The organism is Candidatus Kaelpia aquatica (assembly GCA_030765335.1).
Lineage (GTDB): Bacteria > Omnitrophota > Gorgyraeia > Kaelpiales > Kaelpiaceae > Kaelpia > Kaelpia aquatica.
The window spans coordinates 19010-42275 of the sequence record JAVCCU010000026.1 but is presented as its reverse complement, the minus strand read 5'-3'; the positions used below and the strand labels follow the sequence as shown (position 1 = coordinate 42275).

The 23266-nt window shown below is 36.2% G+C and carries 19 protein-coding genes; all 19 read right to left on the bottom strand.

The genetic code is table 11. From position 1 onward, the window contains the following. Nucleotides 1-9 precede the first annotated feature (9 nt). The 19 genes from thrC to mraY all read right to left on the bottom strand — a co-directional run bounded on the left by thrC (nucleotide 10) and on the right by mraY (nucleotide 23265). Nucleotides 10-1071 (bottom strand): threonine synthase, encoded by a 1062-nt coding sequence (gene thrC, locus P9X27_04755; GenBank protein MDP8253694.1) that lies wholly within the window; start codon nucleotides 1069-1071, stop codon nucleotides 10-12. Further along, nucleotides 1068-2351, bottom strand: a complete 1284-nt coding sequence (locus tag P9X27_04750) for a homoserine dehydrogenase (GenBank protein ID MDP8253693.1) — start codon at nucleotides 2349-2351, stop codon at nucleotides 1068-1070. Before P9X27_04750 ends, thrC begins: the two co-directional genes overlap by 4 nt. Before the next feature lie 70 nt (nucleotides 2352-2421). Further along, a complete protein-coding gene (locus tag P9X27_04745) occupies nucleotides 2422-6381 on the bottom strand; it encodes a transglutaminaseTgpA domain-containing protein (GenBank protein MDP8253692.1) in 3960 nt (1319 codons plus the stop codon). 1 nt (nucleotide 6382) lies between these two features. Further along, nucleotides 6383-7678 (bottom strand): DUF58 domain-containing protein, encoded by a 1296-nt coding sequence (locus P9X27_04740; protein MDP8253691.1) that lies wholly within the window; start codon nucleotides 7676-7678, stop codon nucleotides 6383-6385. Then, on the bottom strand, nucleotides 7656-8597 hold the full coding sequence (locus P9X27_04735; GenBank protein ID MDP8253690.1) for a MoxR family ATPase: 942 nt from the start codon (nucleotides 8595-8597) through the stop codon (nucleotides 7656-7658). The genes P9X27_04740 and P9X27_04735 overlap by 23 nt, the downstream gene beginning before the upstream one ends. A gap of 54 nt (nucleotides 8598-8651) precedes the next feature. Continuing rightward, entirely contained in the window at nucleotides 8652-9188 is a 537-nt protein-coding gene (locus tag P9X27_04730) for a hypothetical protein (GenBank protein MDP8253689.1), read from the bottom strand. A 13-nt stretch (nucleotides 9189-9201) separates the two neighbouring features. Next, entirely contained in the window at nucleotides 9202-10257 is a 1056-nt protein-coding gene (locus tag P9X27_04725) for a radical SAM protein (protein MDP8253688.1), read from the bottom strand. 24 nt (nucleotides 10258-10281) lie between these two features. Beyond that, complete coding sequence (locus tag P9X27_04720; GenBank protein ID MDP8253687.1) at nucleotides 10282-11607, bottom strand: FAD-dependent oxidoreductase; 1326 nt, start codon at nucleotides 11605-11607, stop codon at nucleotides 10282-10284. Next, a complete protein-coding gene (locus P9X27_04715) occupies nucleotides 11604-12560 on the bottom strand; it encodes an MraY family glycosyltransferase (protein MDP8253686.1) in 957 nt (318 codons plus the stop codon). Before P9X27_04715 ends, P9X27_04720 begins: the two co-directional genes overlap by 4 nt. Continuing rightward, complete coding sequence (locus tag P9X27_04710; protein MDP8253685.1) at nucleotides 12557-13666, bottom strand: glycosyltransferase family 4 protein; 1110 nt, start codon at nucleotides 13664-13666, stop codon at nucleotides 12557-12559. The genes P9X27_04715 and P9X27_04710 overlap by 4 nt, the downstream gene beginning before the upstream one ends. Nucleotides 13667-13669: 3 nt before the next feature. Continuing rightward, the gene (locus P9X27_04705) at nucleotides 13670-14848 is read right to left on the bottom strand and encodes a hypothetical protein (GenBank protein MDP8253684.1); all 1179 of its coding nucleotides are present in this window, start codon (nucleotides 14846-14848) and stop codon (nucleotides 13670-13672) included. 24 nt (nucleotides 14849-14872) lie between these two features. Then, nucleotides 14873-15631, bottom strand: a complete 759-nt coding sequence (locus P9X27_04700; GenBank protein ID MDP8253683.1) for a cell division protein FtsQ/DivIB — start codon at nucleotides 15629-15631, stop codon at nucleotides 14873-14875. Continuing rightward, entirely contained in the window at nucleotides 15616-16578 is a 963-nt protein-coding gene (locus P9X27_04695; protein MDP8253682.1) for a D-alanine--D-alanine ligase, read from the bottom strand. The genes P9X27_04700 and P9X27_04695 overlap by 16 nt, the downstream gene beginning before the upstream one ends. Continuing rightward, on the bottom strand, nucleotides 16572-17414 hold the full coding sequence (gene murB / locus P9X27_04690) for a UDP-N-acetylmuramate dehydrogenase (protein ID MDP8253681.1): 843 nt from the start codon (nucleotides 17412-17414) through the stop codon (nucleotides 16572-16574). Before murB ends, P9X27_04695 begins: the two co-directional genes overlap by 7 nt. After that, nucleotides 17404-18762, bottom strand: coding sequence for a UDP-N-acetylmuramate--L-alanine ligase (gene murC / locus P9X27_04685; GenBank protein ID MDP8253680.1), 1359 nt, complete (start codon nucleotides 18760-18762; stop codon nucleotides 17404-17406). Before murC ends, murB begins: the two co-directional genes overlap by 11 nt. Then, nucleotides 18759-19799, bottom strand: coding sequence for a UDP-N-acetylglucosamine--N-acetylmuramyl-(pentapeptide) pyrophosphoryl-undecaprenol N-acetylglucosamine transferase (locus tag P9X27_04680; protein MDP8253679.1), 1041 nt, complete (start codon nucleotides 19797-19799; stop codon nucleotides 18759-18761). The genes murC and P9X27_04680 overlap by 4 nt, the downstream gene beginning before the upstream one ends. Nucleotides 19800-19842: 43 nt before the next feature. Then, on the bottom strand, nucleotides 19843-20934 hold the full coding sequence (gene ftsW / locus P9X27_04675; protein MDP8253678.1) for a putative lipid II flippase FtsW: 1092 nt from the start codon (nucleotides 20932-20934) through the stop codon (nucleotides 19843-19845). After that, nucleotides 20922-22178 (bottom strand): UDP-N-acetylmuramoyl-L-alanine--D-glutamate ligase, encoded by a 1257-nt coding sequence (gene murD / locus P9X27_04670; GenBank protein ID MDP8253677.1) that lies wholly within the window; start codon nucleotides 22176-22178, stop codon nucleotides 20922-20924. Before murD ends, ftsW begins: the two co-directional genes overlap by 13 nt. 1 nt (nucleotide 22179) lies before the next feature. After that, nucleotides 22180-23265, bottom strand: a complete 1086-nt coding sequence (gene mraY / locus P9X27_04665) for a phospho-N-acetylmuramoyl-pentapeptide-transferase (GenBank protein MDP8253676.1) — start codon at nucleotides 23263-23265, stop codon at nucleotides 22180-22182. Nucleotide 23266: the final 1 nt, after the last annotated feature.

Here is a 23266-nt window from a genome sequence, read left to right as displayed (position 1 = left end):
TAACAAACGCTAGATACCTATAATATCTATAATCTTCCCTATATCCGCTTCAACTTCAATTGGTTCCTGAGACTCTTTCATTGCAATATCAGGATCCTTCAATCCATGGCCTGTAAGAATAGCTACGACCTTTATATTATTACAATCTTTAAAATATCCTTCTTCAATAAGTTTTAATAACCCTGCAACGGAAGCTGCAGAAGCAGGTTCAACAAATATGCCGTCCCGGGAAGCTAAGAGCTTATAGCTATTCAATATCTCTCTATCTGTTACATCTCTTATGCAACCGCCGGATTCATCTCGAGCCTCTTCGGCCTTTTCCCAGGAAGCAGGATTTCCTATTCTAATAGCCGTTGCAATTGTTTCAGGGTTCTCTATCGGATGACCACAGACAATAGGAGCAGATCCAGATGCCTGAAAACCCATCATTTTAGGCAACTTGGTTATCTTACCTTTACTTTTATATTCCTTATAACCCTTCCAATAAGCAGTAATATTTCCAGCATTTCCAACCGGTATAAAATTAAAATCTGGACTATCACCTAAAAAATCAGAGATCTCAAAAGAACCTGTTTTCTGCCCTTCTATCCTATAGGGGTTAAGCGAATTCACAAGTGTGATAGGAAAATTATCTGTTATCTCTTTTACTATTTTTAGACAATCATCAAAGTTGCCATCTACAGCCAAAACTTGAGCACCATGAGCCAGAGCCTGAGTCAATTTGCCTTTAGCTATAGCACCATTAGGGATGAGCACCGCACATTTTAATCCACATTTTGCTGAATAAGCTGCTGCTGAAGCAGAGGTATTACCTGTTGAGGCACATATAACAGCTTTACTGCCTTCTTCTAGAGCTTTTGAAACAGCAAGCGTCATACCTCTATCTTTAAAAGATCCTGTAGGGTTAGCTCCTTCGAACTTCAAGTAAACCTGAGAACTATTCCCCAGCTCCTCAGATAAAAAGCATGAATAGAGAAGAGGTGTATTACCTTCTTGAAGAGTGACAACGGGGGTTTTATCCCCTATAGGCAAATATTCTCTATACTGATTTATAACTCCCTGCCACTTCATCTCTCTACCCTGATAGATATCGGCCTCTTAACTATAACATCTAATCTCTCTATCTTAGTTAATGCTTTTCTCATATTCTTTTCATTTGCCTTATGGGTCATCATAACTATTGGCACAGAGGAAGCTCTTGCTCTATCTTTTTGGGTTACATTTGCAATACTTATACCGTAACTAGATAAAACTCCGGAAATTTTAGCTAGAACACCAGGTTTATCAAGCGCCATAAATCTAATATAATATCTAAAATCTATATCATTAATATCCTTTAATCCTTTGATCCTTGCATCAATATAATTGTAGCTTGAAAAACCCTTCTCTCCTACAATAGCAGCTAGGCTTATTAAATCCGCTATTACAGCTGAAGTTGTAGGCTTGCTGCCCGCTCCTTTACCATAAAAGAGCATCTCTCCAGTCAAATCACCTTCAATAAAGAGTGCATTAAAAACTCCTTTTACTGAAGAGAGCATATGGTCCAGGGGAAGCAAAACAGGGTGCACTCTTGCTTCCAGAAGACCTCCAGAAGATCTCCTTGCAATCAATAAAAGTTTTATTCTATAACCTAACTCTTTAGCATATCTGATATCTAAATTTGAGATAAATGTTATTCCTTCTTTATAGATTTTAGAAAAATCTGGACTAAAACCAAACGCCAGCCTTGCTATGACAGCAAGCTTATGAGAAGAGTCTATTCCTTCTAAATCTAAACTTGGATTGCTCTCTGCATATCCTCTACCTTTAGCAATATCAAGGGCCTCTTTCATTGAAGCATTCTGTTCTTCCATAACAGTAAGAATGTAATTAGAGGTGCCATTAACTATACCTAAAATGTATTGAATATCGTTGGCTGCTAAAGAGTTAACAATATTATCTATCACAGGAATTCCGCCGCAGACAGAAGCTTCAAATTTTAAAGCCACTCCATTCTCTTTGGCTTTGATAAAAAGATTCTTTCCATCTTCAGCCAAAAGAGCCTTATTTGCAGTTATGACATGCTTCTTGCTTCTAAAAGCACCCAGTATATATTTTCTTGCATCTTTAATTCCCCCAATAAGCTCAATAACAACATCTATACTCTTATCTTTTATTATATCTTCTGCTTTAGAAGTTAGGATCTTTTTATACTTTGAGGGAACTTTCTTGGTCTCTCTCTCTGCAATTCTTGAAAGCTCGAATCTAACTCCACTCTTTTCTTTCAAATAAGCACGGTTTTTCACTAAGTATTCCGCTACTTCCTCTCCTATTGTACCAAAACCTATGAGACCTACTTTTATAATTTTCATATCAAAATTCAGCAAATAATATCAATTGATAATTATAACAAAAAGAGCTCTGCTCATATATAAAAAAATACTAGCGTCTTGTCTCTTTGGTCCATTCTCTAATTGAAGCTGTGATAAGATCAACTTTTCTTAACTCCTGTACCTCAAGCTCAATTTGACCAAAACTTATTCTATAAAACATATCTGTGAGATGGTAGAAATCTTTTGAAATACTAAAACCTTTACTGATAATTTGATGAGAAAATTCACGCGGCGTTAAATTTGGTAGCCTCTTATAGCCTGCTTTAGCTAAAAGATCTAATACCTGAAAATAGAAATTCCTAACCTTCTTCTCTTCTTTAGTAAGCTTTTTCTGGGGAAACAATCTGCGCACCTGCTGCTTCTCCTTCTTCTTTCTGATTAATTCCTTTAAAAATGTCCACAGGAGATATACTACAATAATAGTGACAAAAGATAGAGCATACGGATTTCTGTTGTTTTTAAGATGATTATAAATATTAGCACCTACACCATAAAGAAAATCTTTAATTCCTCCAAATATTCCCTTAATAAAATCCACTATTAGAGCCTGAGTATAATAAGAGAACCCAAAAACCCACTCTTTGAGCTTATCTTTCAAAATCTTAAATAATAAGCTCATCTCACCTGAAGTCAAATCATCATCAGGAATCATATCTTCAGCAGAAAGTTCTTCGATCTCAAAATCATCCTCTATAACATCTTCAACCTCTGTTAAGCTTTGATCAGCAATTAATTTTTCAAAATCATCATCAAAAAGAATATTTTCAACTAAATAATCTTCTATCTTACCTTCAATCCCCTCAGACATTAATTTATCTTCAATTATCTCAACAACATCATCAAGGGGCTCCTCTTTCAAGCTCTTTAGATCGGGCTCAAAAACAACATCTTTCTCAAAAACCTCTTCTTCTAACTCTTCAGGCAGTTCTTCTGAGGCCAGCTTTTCGTCAAAAAGAACATCTCTAACCTCTTCTAAACTAATATCTTCTTCTAAAAATACATCTTCTGCTGGCATCTCTTCTGAAATCACACCCTCTTCAAAAAGAGATCCCTCATCAATAATTTCAAGATCAGAAATAATCTCTTCTTCTCTATCTTCTGAGTCTGCACTCCCACTTATTTCTTCCTTTTCTTCAGCCGCTAAAGTATCTTTGGGCAACAAGTACGACTCAGATAAAACATCTTCCTCAGCAATCAAATTCTCAACCTGAATCTCCTGACTCGGAAGCATCTCTTCTTCTAATGGAGCGCTGTCTTCAACAACCAAACCTTCATCAGCAAGCAGATCCTCTTCTGATATCCCACTTTCACTAGAAGATAATAGCTCTTCAGAGATGTCTTCAGGCTCAGATATCTCTTCCTCTACAGAAGGACTCCCAGTAGACTCTTCCTCTATACCAGAACTATCCTCCTCAGGCTTCACTTCAAAGACATCTCCTGTTTTATCTTCCTCAAAACTCTGAACTAAAGATGTTGATCTATCTTCAAGCTCTTCGACATCATCTACCTCAATAGAGAGCCCCTCTTCTAAGAACTCCTTATCAGAGGCCTCTTCGCTTTCAGAGAGAGAATCCATTTTCTCTTCTTGTTCTTCGGCAAAACCCTCGTTTGATATCTCATCCGTAATCTCTTTTAGAGAATCCGCTTCGGTAGATCCTTCACCGTCCTGTTCTTCTTTGAGTTCTTCAGTCAGAACAGCCTCTTCTAAACCTTCGGCATCTAAGGCAAGCTTATCTTCCTCAACAATACTCTCTTCCTTTTCAATCTCAGACTCTAATCCAGTAAATTCGGCCTTGTCTTCACCTTGAGCAAAAGATAACAGATCTTCTTCTGTAGAAACAATGTCCTTAGCCATCGACTCTTCTAACTCTTCAGCAAGATCCTCTTCCTCTCCAGAAAATATAATCTCCTCAAAAACATCTTTTTCTAATTGAGGCTCTTCTTCAGCTACCCCCTCTCCAGCTGCCCCCTCTTCTGAAACACTATCCTCTTTATAAAACCAATCCTCTGTCTCTTCTTTTGCAAAGATCTCTTCAGAAACAGAATTTTTATCCAGCAAACTTTCGCTAGAGACAGCCTCCTCTTCAAAAGTAACTGCCTCTCTCTCTTCAACAGCCAGCTCTTCAGGTGAAACTTCTTCTTCCAGCTCAGAACCTGAATCAAGGCTGTCTTCAGCAGGAGCTGCTTCTTCAAAAAACTCCCCAGAAAAGACAGCCTCTTCCTTGGGAAGACTATATTGAGAGAGCTTATCTTTAAAATAGTAATCTTCTGGCAAGAGATCTTCTTCTGGAACACCCTCTTCGGTAATCCTCTCACTCTCTGAACTCTGTTTCGAATAGGCAATCTCTCCAGACCCGCTCTCAATACTACTTTCACCAGTAGAACCTTTATCCTCTGAACTTTTCTGAGGTTTTAAGACCAGTACCTTAGGTTCTTCCTCCCACTGCTCTTGAGGAAGAGCTTTAGGAGTTGCATCGCAAGGCAACCAACCTATAGTCGGAAAGAAAACCTCTATCCAGGCATGGGCATTCTTAGCATAAACTATAGAAGTCCTCTTCTGAGAATCAAATTCTCCACCTGAAAATCCTACAATAAGCCGCGTAGGAATATTGCGGTAACGCAACATCAAAGCCAGGGCTGTTGCAAAATATTCACAATCGCCAGGCTTCTTATCAAAAAGAAACTCATAGAGCGTTGGGCTCTTGCCTGTCAACCTACTATAAACGCAATGCTCTTTTAAATATTTTCTAATCGTAATTAACTCATCATAGATATTGGGAGGAGTATATTTTAAAATCTCAGAAGTTAAATCCATTAATCTTTTATCTAAATCGGGTGGAAGCTGAAGATATAGATCCATAATCTCTTTAGGATATTGCCTCGACAATGATCTTAAATAATTGGAAGGATAGCTCTTGTCGACAGAGACTACCTCATATTCATCTCCAAATTTAAGCTTTCTCTGCAAATAAATATTTTCAAAATGATCTATCTTAATCTCTTCTATACCTGAACCAGACAAACTTATGATAGGATACGACCCTAAAATAAGATTTTGAGAATAATTCCTAATATAAAATTTTTGATGGTAAAACTTATCGGGAGTCATTTTTGCAAAAAGTTCTTTTCTTAAATAAAGTGGTTTAAAATTAATCTTCTCGTCTTTAACTCTGATAGCCACAGGCTTACTGCCATACTTGATCCAGTTACTACCGTTATAATAGTTAAAAGTCTGGGCCTTAAAAAGAAATGGCTTCTCTGTCTCTACCAACATTAGAATCTTATTTTCGTTTTTTAATTCGGATATAGTTCCTAACTCAACCTCATCCGGCAAACTCATAGCTTCCTCTTTTGTCATTTCCTCTGTAAAATCAACTTCTTTTTTTAGCCTCTCAACAAGATGCATCTCTTTTTTAACTGCAAATAATGGATCTTGAGTCCTTGGTAGAACGAGAAAAACTAACCCTGTCACAAAAAAGACATTAACAGTTGTTAAGGCGCCCCATCTTGCTAAATCTAGGCGGGGTTTTATCAATTTTAAAATTTTTTCTCGTATCTGTAATTTAGGAAGCAGAAAAATAAAACCAAATACTGACAACGCTAAATAAAGAGAGAATATAACCAAGAAAAACAATTTTTCTGTAAAAATACCGCCCAGAGAAAGCTGAATAAAACTCAGGAGATAGGAGCTGAACCAGCTCTTTGCATCTTTAGAACTAAAGATGCTTATAATCTGAAAAGAGAGTATAAAATACCACACCAACCATACGATTGCCCACTCTCCAGAATTACCTGAAGTAAAAAATGCTCCAGCCCCAACAATTGAAGCAATAAACAACAGTGCTCTGGCAATATTTTTTGAAAAGTGGAATATTTTAATCAGCTGCGTCAATACAAAGCCAAAAGTAAAAATAGAACCTGCAAGAAGCAGGCTAGAGCCTACCCCTTCAATAAGCGGAAGAGCTGCTATACCGATACTTACCAGTAAAAATGAAATAATATAAAACATTTTAAGAAGATAAAAACATATGCGGCCTGCTTAACGCATCAGGTATGCTATCGCCGTGTTTTACCATATACACCCTTATACCCTCACCAGTTAGATAGGACGCTTCTCCGTTCATAAGCTGAGAGAAAACATTATAAAAATCCCCAATATTCTTATCCAGAACAGCAGCAAAAGACCTGGGATCAAATACTACAAGCACAGAATCAATACCCTGATTTGCAAGTTGTATGATTTTTTGAGTGACATCAGAGTTAAGAGATAATAAGACAAATACTGCAACAGACTCTCTTTCAATCTCAGGTATAGCAGCATCTACGAGGTCTTTGACATCTACTCTATCCGTCATACCTACCTTGGAAAGGCTATCTAATATGGGAGTCATTCGGCCATAAGCCTTCTTAAACTCAATTTTCTTTTTAATCTGATCATAGTATATAAACTTTACATGGTAGCGAGTGCTTAAAGCTTTATTGGCTATAGTTGCAACTGTTTTAATTGCATATTCAAAATTAGATTCCTCAAGTAATCCCAATACCATGTTAGAGGAACTATCTAGTACTATAGAGAGGTTTGAAAGAGTAAATTTCTCTAACTCTCTAATCATAAGCTTTCCTGTTCTAGCCGTTGCTCTCCAGTGAACATTCTTTAAGCTATCCCCATATTGATACTTTCGTATCTGTAAAAAGTTGCCGCCCATACCAGACCTATTAGAAGATGTATTTGCAAACTCCGACCTCATACCCCTATAAGATACCGCAAATTGAGGCACCTCATAAAATTCAGGATATATGGTGATTTTGGACCTGTAGGAAAAATTTACAACTCTCTTCCAAAGGCCAAGAGGAAAGCTGCTCTCTGCTTGAACAGATTCAAGATTATGGACACCTCTTGCTTTTATTTTAATAATATAATCAAACTCTAAAGTCTCCCTGCTTTTTAAGCTAGGTATAATAGGAAGCTCTACTCCAGGTATATTTTTAGTGAAACTACTATCAGTCAGCTTTATCAAATACTTAGAGAATCCTCTATTCTCTAATTTTATTCTTACTTTAAAATCTTCGTCTCTGACTGCATGGGTTGGAGCAAATCTCATAACCCTTATTCCCCTCAAAGAAAGAAAAGAGAGCAGAAAGTCAGTCAATATAAGCCCCCAAAGTCCTGAGGCTACGAGATAGATTAGATTAGACTGTAGTATGAAACCAAAAAAAGTCAAAAATACCGCTACAATCAGAGCATAGAAGCCAAGCTCTGTTAAAACGCAGTAACCCTTGTTATTAGATAGGGACGGAGATTTCATCTACTAGTTTTTTAATTATCTCCTGAGTATTTCCAATCTGAGCCTTTGCAGGTGAAGATGGTATAACCCTATGAGCAAAGACTAGCGGAGCAGCTTTCTTAACATCGTCAGGAATACAATATGTTCTCTCCTCCATTAGGGCCAGGGCTTGAGATAATCTAAATAAGTCAAGAGATGCCCTAGGGCTCACTCCTAGAATAAGCTTATCGGTTTCGCGAGTCATCTGTGCTATATTGATAACATATTCGTATATCTTGGCATCCACTTTGATGGTTCTTACAAAATTTTGAATCTCAAGAATTTCTTCTTTGGTAATTACAGGCTCGATTTTATCCAAAGGATCATCTTTCTCTCTGTCTAAAAGAATTTGAGTCTCTTGAGCTTTATCGGGATACCCCATCCCCATCTTAACTAAAAACCTGTCTAACTGTGAGATGGGAAGAAAATAGGTGCCTTCCCTCTCAACGGGGTTCTGAGTTGCTATCAAGAAAAATGGCTTATCAAGCTGAAAAGTATTGCCATCGGCAGTTACTTGAAACTCTTCCATAGGCTCTAAAAGAGCACTCTGTGTCCTAGGCGTACCGCGATTAATCTCATCAGCTATAACTATATTGGCAAATACCGGACCGGACCTAAATTCAAATTCGGAATTTTTTTGATTAAATATATAGCTGCCCGTAACATCTGAAGGAAGAAGGTCGGGCGTAAACTGTATCCTTCTAAAACTTGCTGAAAATGATTTAGCCATAGATTTAGCAAGCACAGTCTTACCTACTCCAGGAACATCCTCCATCAATAGATGACCTTCGGATAGAAATACAGCTACTGCCAGTCTAACAGCATCATGTTTTCCTAATATAACTTTTTCGATATTCTCTATCAAGCCATTAATTTTTGCAAAAACTTCTCTCTCTTCCATCTTAACCTCCTTTTATACAGTTAAATACGTGCTTTCTTACTCCTTAACATAAGATCATCTATCTCTAAATTTACCTTTTAAATCTTCGAGGTATCTCTCTATGTCATTAGAAGCAGACTTAGAAGCCAGCGCCGCAACATAAATAGCAAGAGAGTAGTGCCAGTAATCGTCAGGCCCTACTATGAGACCGGTCTTAACATCCTCTAGTCTTTGAAGCTCTCTCTTATGCTTTTTAACCACCTCATTTAAGGAGAGATTATCAATATCCAAAGAGTAAACACTATTTTGATACTTTAAAGAAGGAAAACTTACTCCTCTCAATAAAAGAAAAGTTATAGCAGAGTTATCAAATAAATTATGCTCTGATAACTCAAAGCCTTTAAATACAGGATTGTTATCCGGCAAGTATATTAAAGGCCGTGTTACCTCAACCCTACCTTTTCTGACAACAGTATCTGAACTATCAAGCATAGACTCAGAGAGCATTATATAGGAAAGCACTGTACTTGAGCTGGTATTTAAATAGCCTGCCCAACTTTTCTCTATTTCGGTATTTTTTACAGCCCTATTCCATTTTTGTTCAAAATCCATAATTTAAAACCTTTTACTTGCAACAACGTTTACAAACTTCTAAGCCGGCTTTTTGCATAAACTCTCTAAAATCATTATATCTCTTTGAGTTCCATATATATTCTACAGCATTGCTGTCTATTTTTCCAAGCTTAGTTTCCCTTAAAAATTGACAAGGTATAATATCTCCAGAAGGTGAGACAAAGGTAGAATGCCTTATAAAATGGCAGCCCTTAAAAGCCTTGCCATCGCAATACCATTTTAAAAAATCTCTCTTGTTTAAAGCTGGCTTCAAAAACAATCTGCCTTTATATTTTCTTCTTAGAATATTGATGTTATTCCAAACATACTCCAAGTCAAATTTACTGAAGCAGTGCTTCTCTAAAACAAGAGTGTGAGGTCTTAAAACAAGGCCGCCTTTCTTTTTAGCAGAACGCTTAAACTCTTCTTCTGTTAGATAATTAAGGTTTTCGATTTTAATTGAATCAACCCCCAGAGCAAAAACAGAATCACTAAATTCAAGGAGAGACTTAAAATTTAAAGGTAATAGAACTGTAGATACAATTAAATTTTTAACCATATTATCAGCCGCTATTTTTTTTATTTTTTTAACAACCACAGAATAAGAACCCGGAACTCCAGTAATGCTATCATGAATCGACTCAGACCCATAAAGAGAGAAGATGAGTGAATCTAAATTTAAAGAAGATATTTTATCTAAGTCTAACAAGTAACCATTTGTCGACACTATTACCTTAAGCCCTCTCTTCTCTATCTCCTTCAATATAGAATATATATCGTCTCTTACAAAAGGTTCTCCGCCGCCTAAAAAGATTATGGGCTTAAAAGTCTGAACCTGATCTAGAAAATCTGTAATCCCCTGAAAGCTCAGCTCAGGGGAATTAGCCTCTGAATTACCGTAATAACTACAGATTTTACACCTAAAATTACACCTAGAAGTTATTAGAAAATTTATTGATATTGGATGCTTGCTAACACCTTTTAAGAGATACCATATCGCCTCTCTTATGAATCCAAGATTTAAAATTTTAGGATAGAGTCTTATATAAAGACCTAGTTCATTAAACATTGCAACAAAAAACTATTAAATGTTTCATCTCTTCAGCATGTTAGCTGCTCTCTTACCCTCTAAAAAACACCCCTCCATAGACAGATAGCTCCAAGAACCAAACCGCCCAGCAGGATATACAGAGTTTTTTAAAAGATAATCGATAATCCCACCTCGAGCATGAGACCAATTTTTATCATAAAGTATATAAGCATATTTTATGTCATTATAATCTATAACTGGGATATTTTCTTCTTCTCCAATAATACCCAGTTTGATCAAATCAGCTTTTACCCGCTCAACCATACCTGCTTTCCCCTTATTAATAGCTGAAGGATCTGAATAAGAAATATCTATGTATATTGAACTGAAACCACTAGGTGTAGAAGAAGGGGCAAAGTTCATCGGAAACCCAATGCGATAAAAAGAGAAATTATCTTCTGGGAAATAGATCCAATCTTTATCTGATATATTGGGCCGTTTTATACCCATATTTATATTAACAACAGATATATACTTTAGCTTACTAAAAAGATTACTGATATTGTCATCTATTCCAATAATCATATCGTTTAAATCCACCATGGGAAGAGTAGAGACTAGATTATTATAGTAAATCTTTCTACCTCTAGAAGTTAGAACCCATCTCTCTTTTAAGTTTATCTTTTCTGCTTTTTCTTTGAGTGCTATATTATTACATTGCGAACTGATCTTCTTCACTAAAAGCTCTATCCCTTCATTGACAGGATAGTAAAATTTACTATGGTAGCCAAACTCTTTATGGGAATATTCAAATCCTCCTTTAACCATATCCCTAAGCTGCGGCTGAGGTATAAAACCATCTATCCATTCTAACGTAATTTTTTTAGCTGCTATATTCCAAAACTTTTCATTGTAAGGAATCATAAAGTGCTTAGAGATTCCGCTGCCAAATTTACTGTAACACCACTCTTCAAAATTACTGGGCATACTATCTTTAAAACCATTTAAGCTCAAGAGTCCCAAAAGACAATCTTTTATTACATCCCTAGGCAAGCCATAGAAATTCGCCTGAAAAGGATACTTGGTAAATACCCCATGTGAGTACACCCAAGCATTTCTCTTGTGAAGCTTAAGATTCTTCTTAAGATTACTCTCTACCCATTTTGAAAAATATGGATCCCTGCAATGCAGGAGATGAGCGCTATAGTCAAATATAAAACCTTTTTTCTTGATGGAGCGAGCTAAACCTCCAACACTATTTTCTTTTTCAAGGATTAAATAGTTCGACAAACAGCTATCTTTTTTATTACTTAAATTCTCTAGATGTAAGCCGCAGCTCAGCCCTGTTATACCTGAGCCAAGAATTAAATTGTTTACGCTTTTTTTCATTTATAGCATCGTAAAGCAATTTCAAAGAAAAGAAATATAGATATAATCAGTGCAGCGATACCTAAAAAACTCGAACCAAACTGAAGCAGTAATGCTGTAGAAGCAAAACCTGCGGATATAAGCCAGAACTTATATATTATTCTTTTCCTGGAGGCTCCATTAATATGCATAAGTATTACAAGGTGATCAGGGCTCTTTCTTAAGATAGATTTCCTTTTCCAGGCCCTCCTTATAGTAAGATATAAAAAATCAAAAATAGGAAGCCCGAATATAATAACAGGGGTTAATAAGACCATAGGTCTATCTTCTCGCGTATAACTAAACGATATAGCTAAGATAGCCATAAGCAGACCTAACGATAAGCTGCCGCTATCTCCAAGATAAGCAGATGCTTTACGGTAATTGTAAGGAAAGAAACCCAAGCAGGAGGCCAGAACAATTGCCGCAAAAAGAAGATTAAAAGGCTGGAAGTTTATCAAGCCGATTATTGTAAATGTCAAAGATATAACTATAACGCTGCCCAAAGAGAGGCCATCCATTATGTCTAAAAAATTAAACTCATTGCTTAAAATTAAAATCCAAACCAGAGAAACAAGGTAATTGAGATAACCAGGGAAATATATGATTTCGGTTTTAAAACCCATAAAAAGTGCAAGAAGTATTACAAAGATCTCGGCAATTAACTTTGGGTAAGGAGAGAGATGTTTATAATCATCGATAAAACCTAGTAGAAACATTAAGAAGAAGAGCAGGAACAGCTTCCAGACATAGTAAGTATCTCTTAAAGGAGATATTAATATTCCCAAAAGAACTGTCACTAAAATTACAACTCCACCGTGCGTAGACTGCTCCTTTCTGCCTACTTTAATTTTCTTTTTATAGAAAAAACTAGAAAAGAAAAAGGAGAATACGAAACAGACAAGCATTATGTTAAAAACTTCTACCCTATTCATTTTACTATAGAATTATATAATCTTTCGATTTTACTAATATTTTCAATATAGTCAAACCTCTTCTCGGTCTTTAAATAACTATATCCTCTAAACCCAACAGACCCTCTTAATACTTTATCATCTAATAGCCTATTCGCCAAGAGCGCTATATCGTTATATTTGAAAGGTTTGACTAAAAATCCATTCTCGCCTTGAGAGATCAAATCCTTTACTCCGTCAACCGCAGTGGCAATTACTGGGATTGATAACGACATCGCTTCTATTATTACATGTGGTTGCCCCTCAAAGATACTGGTAAGCACAAAGATATCGAAAGATTGCATTATAGCATAAGCATCCTCTCTCCAGCCTTTAAATTCAACTTTGTCCAGAATTCCGTATCTCTTTGCAATCATCTCCAGCTTCGGCCTTAACTTACCATCTCCTACTAAAACAAATCTTACATCTTTACGTATTCTGCTTAAAGATGCCACAAATTTCAGGAAATCTTCGGGCCTTTTTTGTGTTTTCAATGGAGCAACCATACCTATTGTAAAAAAATTTTTATTTTTTACAATAGGATCGACCGGGGGAATCTTAACAAGCTCATAGATAACCTCGGCTCTCTCTTCAGTGATTATTATAGAATTCTTAAGCGCCTTTTTTTTAACCTCTTCGGATACAAGTATAATCTTATCTGATATAAGAGCCGTGACTCTTTCAATCAAAATAGAACAATGTCTCAAAATAAAATTTTGATAATCATGAAAAGCAAAACCATGGACAGTATGGACAGACTTAACAGACGAGAAGAAAGCAGCCCAACGCCCTAAAATGCCAGCTTTAGAAGAGTGCGTATGAACCAGATCAAAATTGAATTCTTTTATGTAAATAAAGAGCGAGAAGAAAGCTAAGAGGTCAAAAACAGGATTTACACTTCTTTTTAAAAAACATAAACTTCTGAAATTTGGTCCTAATTTTTCTCTAAACTCTTTTAATAATCCGCCTCGAACAGAAGATAGGACAACAACATCATGGCCTCTACTTATAAGTTCTTGCGATAAAAGAAGAGTTGCTTTTTGAGCACCGCCCATCTCCAGGTGAGTAATTATTTGAAGTATTTTCACAGACTAAAAATACTTATCAAAGATTTGATAAATCTTACCTAAACCTTTTCTTGCAAAACTATACCCGTTATTTCTCTCATTAAAATCTACTTCCTCTTTAAACGAATAACTGAACATTCCAAGCACAGCTGCATAATCTGGCGATAGAGAAGAAGCTTTATCTTGCTTAATAACAACTGGTTGCTTTAAAATCTCCACCGCAATATCTTTTAAGTTCGGATATTCTAAAATGGAGCCTCCTGTTATCAATATTCCCCTTGCAAGAAGATGGAAAATCTCTTTTGAATCCATAGTCTTTTTAATGAAGTAGAGATTTTTTCTAAAACCCCTATCTATGATCTGGAGTACATTTTCAACAGAGATCTCTTTTATGCCTTCTTCACTTTGAAGCATTATGCTCTCTTTCTCTGTAACCATAGCTTCATTTAAAATCCTATCTGCCTCTATATTGTCTAAGTGGTATATCCCTTTAAATTTTTTGAAAATATCATCAAAACCGCTTTCAAAAACAATGCTATTTCTTAATATACCGCCTTTGAAGAGAACCATCTTAGCTTTAGACCACCCAAGATCTAAAAGCATTACGCCTGCCTCTTTGTCTTCTGAATTCAAATAGAGACTGGCCTTGGCTATAGCCTCTGGAATAATGGCTTCCAGCTCTATTCCTATCTCTGAAAAAATAGAAAGAATATTGTTAAAAAAGTTAACTGGGATAGTAATAGCACTGAGTAAAATCTCTACGCTTTTTGCAGCCATCCTCTCTGGGTTTACGACCCCTCTCTGCCCATCTATGATATACTCTTCAATCTGGATCAATATCTCTTTTTCTTCAAAACCGATCTTATCCTGTAAGACTTGATTCCTAAAGCGCTCTAACTCTTTATTTGAAATAGGCCGCTCGGGAATATTTCTCTGAAAAGATTCTCGTAAATGATAGAATTTACTATCCGGATGCGAACAATTAAGCAGAACTTTTTTAGGTTTACTATCATATTGTTTTTCGAAGTCTTTTATAATCTTTAAAATAGAGAAAAATAACTTTTTATAGTCAGTTATCACCCCCCCTGAATAACCTTCTACTTTAGATGTTAGAGACCCCAAAATTTTCAACTCACCAGCTATAAAATCTGCAGCAGCAAACCTCAATTTGGTAGAACCAATATCTAAAGCGTACTTAAGCATTTAAACCTCTCTTAGTTTTTAATTTCAACGCGGTATTAAGACAGCCTTATCAAATCTCAAATCTACAATAGCTGGGTTTAACTTTTTAGCTTCCATATCGTCTAAAACCAACTTTAAGCGCATCAGTTTATCTTTAAAACCACCTTTACCTAGTTTGACCTTAATATCATTAATAAGTACGAGGTTAACATCTTCAATACTATTGACATCGATATCAAAATTGATATCTCTTGTACCCAAAAGAAGATCTATCAAATTTAACAACTCTAAAGCTATGCCTATCTTAGTATTGTCAGAACTACTAGCCACCGCAACCTCACCTGGATTTACCCCTCTAATTAGAGGCAGGGATTCGATACGGAAATTACTAGGAAATGGCAATACAAAACCTTCGGCATCCAGAGGATAATAACGCCCTAAATGAACCTGAGCCACAGAAATTCTATTTGTAACATTAGCTGTAATCTTGCCTGGCATCTGCTTATGGAGGCTTAATTTAAGTATCTCCGGATGCTTCTTAAAAACCTCTTTAATTTTTACCACTGGATCTATCTTAAAAATAGAGTCTTCTTTTTTAATATTTAAATATCTAAACGCATCGTCTTTATCTAACTCTGATCCATCACTAAAAATAACGCTGACATCTTTTACTCTAAAACTAGACGAAGAGATCTTGTAATCCTGCATAATACCGAAGAACCAAACCAACAACAGAATTAAGAAAGCCCAGCTTAAAAAAAAGAGCGCGGTTTTTATTTTCTCGTAATCTATTTTCTTGAACATCTCTCTTCCTTGAAGGCAGATTCTAACATTTTTAATACTAGCTCGTCAAATTCAATTCCAGAAGCCTTGGCAGCTTTAGGCAAAAGACTGACTTTCGTAAATCCGGGAATGGTATTGACCTCCAAAACATAGGCCTCATCCTCAACTATTGAATATAGCATATCTACTCTAGAAAACATACTACATCCCATCGCCCGATGAGCCTTAAGGGCTAAACTCTGAACTCTCTCAGTTAATCCTTCATCTATATCAGCCGGAATTGAGTAGCTGCTTAAACCATCGGTATATTTAACTTCATAATTATAGATATCGCCAGAGGGAGATATTTTAATCACAGCAAGAGGTTTATCTTCTGCTATCCCAACGGTTAACTCTATTCCTTCTATAAAATCCTCAACCAAAACTCTTCCATCATAATTGAGAACCTCAGGTATAAGAGATTCTGCTTCCGTACTATTTTTGATTTTATAAACCCCTATACTTGAACCCTGAGAAGAAGGCTTTAAGATAACCGGGAATTTAAGTAGGGACCAATCCACTCTGCTCTTAGAGTCTACTATAAAATAGCGCGGTGTTGGTATAAGATTACTTTCAAAAACATCTTTCGAAGCTATCTTATCCATAGATATTTTACAGGCATGCTCACCAGATCCTGTGTAGAGATAGCTGGATTCATCCAATATTTTCTGAATATTTCCATCTTCACCAAACCATCCATGCAGCGCTATAAAGCAGACGTCTACCTTTTCTTCTTTTAAGACTCTTAGAATCCAACTTTTTAAATACTGCCTATCTTTTCTCTCTGGAACTATAATATCTATAACTTCAAAACCTCTCTCTTCTAAAATCTCTAAAATTGACTCCCCTGAAAGCAAGGATATCTCCCGCTCCGAAGAAGGCCCTCCTCTTAAAACTCCAATCCTGTATTTTTTTAAATCTACTACCATATCAGTTCAACTTCAGGCATTAACCAAACTCTCTTATCTTTCCAAACTCTTCTCTGCAAGACATCTTTCAATGACAGAATATCTTCAGAAGAGCTATTATCTAGGCTGATTAAAAAATTGGCATGCTTGTCAGATACAACTGCTCCGCCCCTCCTGTAGCCTTTAAGACCCAGAGAGTCTATTAGAATAGCTGCCTTATGTTCTGGGTGATTTTTAAAAAAACAACCGCAGGAAAGACCTCTTGCATCTTGGGTATTAAACCGCTTCTTTATATAAACTCTCATGTTTTCTTTTATCTCTGCCTTAGCCCCCAGAGTAATCTTCAAAAACACTTTGGTCAGAATAAAACTTTCCAAATTAGAACTTCGATATTTAAAATCTATCTCTTCGCGATTTAAAATCAATAATTCTCCTTTGGTATTTAAGCATTCAACCTGAACTATGTTCTCAAAAATCTCTCTTCCAAAAGCTCCCGAATTTCCAACGGCTGCTCCGGCTATAGTAGCAGGGATGCCAACCATATACTCTAACCCTCCGATTGAATTATCTATAGAGAATCTCATTAACTCAGAAATATCTACCCCTGCTCCAATATTCAAAATATCTCCCTCTCTTTTAATCTTTTTAAAGATAGCTCCGCTTAACTTTAGAACACCTATATCACTCCGCTGACTAGCAAAGACTACATTTTTTAATCTCCCAAAAACTCTATATCTTAAATATTTACTATTTAAATCTAAAATAGCATCCTTCAGCTCTTCTAGTGTTGAAATTTCAAGCAAAAAAGCAGGGCTTAGTGAATACCCGTAGCCATCAAAAATAGTGCTATCTAACATTCAACAATCCTTCACCTAATCTCTCCGAAATCTTATTTATATCCCCAGCACCTAAGATAAGAATAATATCACCCTCCCTAACTTCATTCAGCAATAGGTCTATAAGCTCATCCATCTTAGCATACTTAACATTGGAAGACCCTATATTCTCAACCAGCATCTTAGAATTTATACTGGGAACAACATCTTCAAAGGCTGAATAGATATCACTGATGTAGACCTTATCCCCGCCTTTAAAGCAGGTCTTATAATCATCCCAGAGCATCTTTGTTCTCGTATACCTATGAGGCTGAAAAACAACCAAAACCCTCAGTGGTTTTAAATATTCCCTAGCTGTCCTTATCGCTTCCTCTATCTCCTTAGGGTGGTGGGCATAATCTTCCATAAGAGTTACAGCTCTAGAACAAAACTTTAGATCATACCTTCTCTCAATACCGCAGAGACCTGAAAAAGATTCTGCAATCTTTAGAAGATCTAATTTTAAAATATCGGCAAGAGCAAATACCGCTAAACTACTAGATGCATTCTTATAGCCTATAAGAGGAACGGTATATTCGGTTATAAAGCTACCGTTTTTATAAAGTTTTATCTTTGAGAAAAAATCTCCTTTATCTACTAATTCACCTCTATAATCAGCGTTGGATCTAAATCCAAAACTAAAATACTTCACAGAGCTTAACTTTGCCAGATCTACTAAATAATCATCGTCTGCGGATATAATATTAGTTCCTTCTTTTTGCATATAGCGCCTAAACTCTTCTTTTAACTCAGAGAAATCATTATTGTAAAACTCAAGATGGTCATTATCCAAGCTGGTAAATACTTTTAAGTCAGGATCTAGAACCTTAAAACTCCTATCACTCTCATCTAATTCCAAAATATAACTTGAATCGGAGAAAATAAAATTATTATTTATCTCTTTTGATATACCTCCTAAAATCATTCCCGAATCAAAACCATAGTTTCTTAAAACAGAAGCAAGAAGATACGTCATTGTCGTCTTACCATGGGTCCCTGTAACAGCAATAGATTTCCTGCCCTTTAACATCTCAACCAAAGCAGATGTCCTGTGCAGCAGAACACACTTCTTCTCTTTGGCTTCGATATACTCAGGATTGCTCTTCCCTACAGCTGTTGAATAGACAACTATGTCTCCTTCTCTAATCCTCCCGGCTTTATGAAGAGGATATACTTCAATACCTAAGGAGTTCAGCTTTCTTTTTATTTGAATATCAGGATTTGCATCGGAACCTCGGACCTTAAAACCTCTGCTTTGGATAAGCTGGGCCAGTGAGCTCATGCCTATACCGCAGATACCAATTAGATAATAAGAAATATCCCTATTCATTTTAAAATAATATCAATAGACCTATCCGCTTTTTTGAAATCATCCTTAAGCTGCCGTAATCTATCTTTTGTCCGATTTAAACTCTCCCTATTTCTTGCCAGATATTTTATAAACCTAACAACAGCTTTCACATCTGCCAACTCCTGCCTGATAATAAAACAACATCTTTTACTCAGTATATTCCTCGCATTCTGAAGCTGATGTTCACCAGCATAAGGATAAGGAATATAGAGCGTTGGAATCTCAGAGAAAATTGATTCAACTATCACCTGAGCTCCGGCACGGGAAATAAGAAAATCAAATTCATCAATAAAAATTTCTACATCGTTGCGAAAACCATAAACTTCCACATTAATATTGCTGCTAATATGTAAACTATCAACCCTCTCTTTGACTTTATGATAAAACTTATCTCCTGCTATAAGAACAAGCTTTAAGTCTTGGCCTTTAAAGAAATCGCTTTGAATAATCTCTGTAAAAAGATTGTTTAAAAACATTGAGCCAGAGCTACCGCCTGCAAACAGAACAGAGAATAGACCTCGCTTATCTTTTACAACTACACTGCTCCTTTTTTTTATCAAAGGCATTATTCTTCTAATCTTAGGCTCTAGCTCGGGTTTTAAGGATATCTCCGGCCATAAGACTAAAATCCTGTCTATAAAATAAGCTAGTATTTTATTAGCCCGCCCCAGTGCCATGTTGGGCTCATATATAAAAGTCTTCCTCCTAAGAACCTTTGCAGCTACTATTCCAGCTAATGAATAATACCCGCCAAATCCTACAGCAATCCTGGTCTTCCTTAAAATAAAGAGCATCAAGAGATGGTTAAACATATAGAGAGACTGAATCAAAGCCAATGGTTTTGACTTAGACACCTTAAAACTTCTAATCCCTGGCTCCGCTTTAAAATTAGAAAAGTTACTTACAAATAAAATCGTCCTATAACCCTGAGACTCTAAATCTTCTTTTAAGACTAGAGCCGGATAGACATGTCCACCGCTGCCTCCTGTAAATAAAAAAACACTCTCTCTATTCATAAATAACTTCCAACCTACTGCTTAAAACAGACGATACAAAATATTATTCACTAAAACTAGATCCGCTCTTAGCTATATTTAAAATCAACCCGACTAGAACCATATTCGCTATCATAGAGGAGCCGCCATAGCTTATGAAAGGAAGAGGGCAGCCTTTGGTCGGCAACAACCCTAAGCAGACTCCAATGTTAATAGCTACTTGATAACTAAAAGAAATAATCAATCCTGTAAGCAGTAATCTTTTAAATAACCCTCCTATTCTACTCAAAATAGAAATAAAATTCCAAATCAAAAAAACATAAACTAAAAGCAGGGACAATGCTCCTAAAAAACCAAGCTCTTCTGCAACGATTGAAAATATAAAATCATTATGTGCTTGAGGAAGATAGAAGAGCTTCTGGCGCGATAAGCCTAGTCCATGACCAAATAATCTGCCTGAGCCTATAGCTATAAAAGATTGTATTAACTGAAAACCTATGCTCTCAGGATGACGCCAGGGAGCAAGAAACCCCAATACTCTTAATTTTAAATAAGGCAGCCTCCAAAATGCTATAGAAATAAAGGGTATGGCCCCTAAAAGGGTGCAGAAAAAAAACTTAAAAGGAATTCCAGTAAAGTAGAGCATAGAGATGCTGATTAAAGCTATAAAGATAGCATTCCCGAAATCAGGCTGTAGTATCAGAAGCAACATTAAAATAGCGGTAATAGAGTAAACCGGCAAACATACTCTGCTAAAATTCTTATAAAGGTATCTCTTTCTTTCTAAAAATGCTGCCAGATAGATTATATATATTATCCTCACAAACTCTATAGGCTGAATACCAAAACTACCTAACCTAAACCATCTTTGAGCACCGCCAGCACGTATGCCGAACAGAAGAACAGATACAAGCATTGCTAACCCAAAAAAGAGAAGCCCTCTGCTATGACCTGCAACTTTATTGAGGTCTACTTTATAGACGATTATGGAAGTTATTAAGCCTAGAAGCATGAACAGCAATTGACGTTTTAAGTAATAGAAACTATCTTCAAAGACCATCTCAGAATATATGCCTGAAGAACTATAAAGAAATACGGCCCCGACAGATATTAAAATAAAACTTAAAAGAATGACTCTCCATTTTAATTTTTGCATCTCTGTAAATCTCTTACTATTCTTTTAAACAAATTACCTCTCTCCTCATAACTCTTAAACATGTCAAAACTAGAACACATAGGAGAGAGCAAGACTGTATCGCCAGAAGATGCCTCCCTTAGTGATATATTAATAGCATCTTCTAAATCGTCAGCAAACTTTACAACTTCGACAAAGCCGCCTATTGCGCTGGCTATCTTCTCTTTTGCCTCGCCTATTAATACTAAAGCTTTAACTCTGCTTGAAACTTCATCTTTAACTATTCTAAAATTAGTACCTTTATCTCTTCCGCCTGCAATAAGAACCACATCGGAATCAATATTACTCAAAGCCCATTTGGTAGCATGAGGATTTGTAGCCTTAGAATCGTTTATAAATCTTACTCCAACTACACAACCAAGGTTCTCTCTCCTATGACTCAGATTCTTCAGTTTCTTAATCTCAGAGAGCAGCTGCCTGCCTTCTAACCCAAGAGCTTTCATTATAAGGTAGACTACTTTTTGGTTCTGACTCATCTTGGAGGATTTAAAAGCTGAAATATCTACAAGTTTTGCCAAAATCGAATTACCCCTCTCTCTAATCATTTTCTGAGCTAGATCAACTATTGCAATATCATCTGGACTCTGATTAGAAAAAATCTTAAACTTTGCTCCTAAATAATTATCCATACTCTTGTGTCTATCTAAATGATCCTGAGAAATATTTAAAAGAACAGCTATGTAAGGATGAAAATTGACTGTATATTCAAGCTGAAAAGAGCTAAGCTCCAAAACAACTAAATCATCTTTATCCAGATCTAATACTAAGGAAGAAAATGGAATACCTATATTGCCTGCAAGAACAGCTGAAAAGCCCATTTTATTTAAAATTCTATGAGTATAGGTCGAGACTGATGTTTTGCCATTTGTCCCGGTTATTGCAATAACTTTAGCCGGAGAGTACATCCAGGCAAGCTCTATCTCTGATATCGCAGGAATATTATGACTCTTGGCATATTTTAAAACCGGATTACTGCTGTCGATAGAAGGTGAGAGTATATATAGCGCAGCATCTCTATAAAAATCCTCATTATGCGCCCCCAGCTCTACATCAACATCAGATTCCAAGAGATAGGAAGCCTTTTTTTTCAGCTCTCTGTTGTCTGAAGATTCAGTTACCTTAACACGGAAACCTTTTCTCTTCAATAGCTGAGCAGCAGCATATCCGCTCTCACCCAGGCCTACTACGCAGAAAATATTATCCATTTCATCTCAACTTCAAAGTGAGCAAGCTCAAAAGAGCAAAAAGAATAGATATAATCCAGAAACGAACTATTATTTTAGGCTCCGCCCACCCTTTAATCTGAAAATGATGATGTATTGGAGCAAAATAAAAGACCCTCTTGCCCCGCGTTTTAAAACTTAAGACTTGAATTAAAACAGAGATAGTCTCAATTACAAAAAGACCTCCTATTATCAGCAAAAGGAGCTCTTTTTTAATAACTACTGCAACAGTAGCTATAGCACCTCCTAAAGCCATAGAGCCGCTATCACCCATAAAAATATCAGCCGGATAGGCATTGTACCAAAGAAAACCAAAGCAAGCTCCTACCAATGCAGATAGAAATACAGCAAGTTCTCCAGATCCCTCTACATAAGATATTAAAAGATAGTGACTCAACTTAAAATGGCCAGCAAGATATGCCATTATCGCAAAAGCAATTGCTGCTATTATGACAGATCCGACAGCTAAACCATCTAGACCATCGGTAAGATTTACAGCATTAGAGGTGGCTACGATAACAAGTATCACAAAAAAGATATATAGAATACCGATATTAAAAACAAAATCTTTTAAAAAAGGAATCTCTAATACCGTACTATAATCCGATCTTAGATAAAGATAACCTCCAACAATAGCACCTACCAAGGATTGAATTAATATCTTAGATTTTCTCGATATTCCTCTCTTCTGATTCTTAATTTTAGATATATCATCCCAGTAACCCAAGGCTCCCAAGGAGAGAAAAGCCAGCAAGGCAATCTGTACATAATGATTTAAGACGTCTCCAAAAACCAGAGTGGCAATAACGGTTGAGAATATTATCAGGATACCGCCTGAAGTAGGAACACCTTCCTTGTGAGCATGGTACTTATAGAGCTTTTCACATTTCTCTCTTTTTACACTTTCAACCAAACCTCTTTTAATCAGATACTGCACAAACTTTGGATAGAAGAGAACGAAAATAAAAAAAGAACATCCAGATGCAATTATTGAACGAAAAGTAATATACTGAAAAAGATTAAAACCAAAAAAAATATCTTTTAAAGGATAAATTATTCTATAGAACATT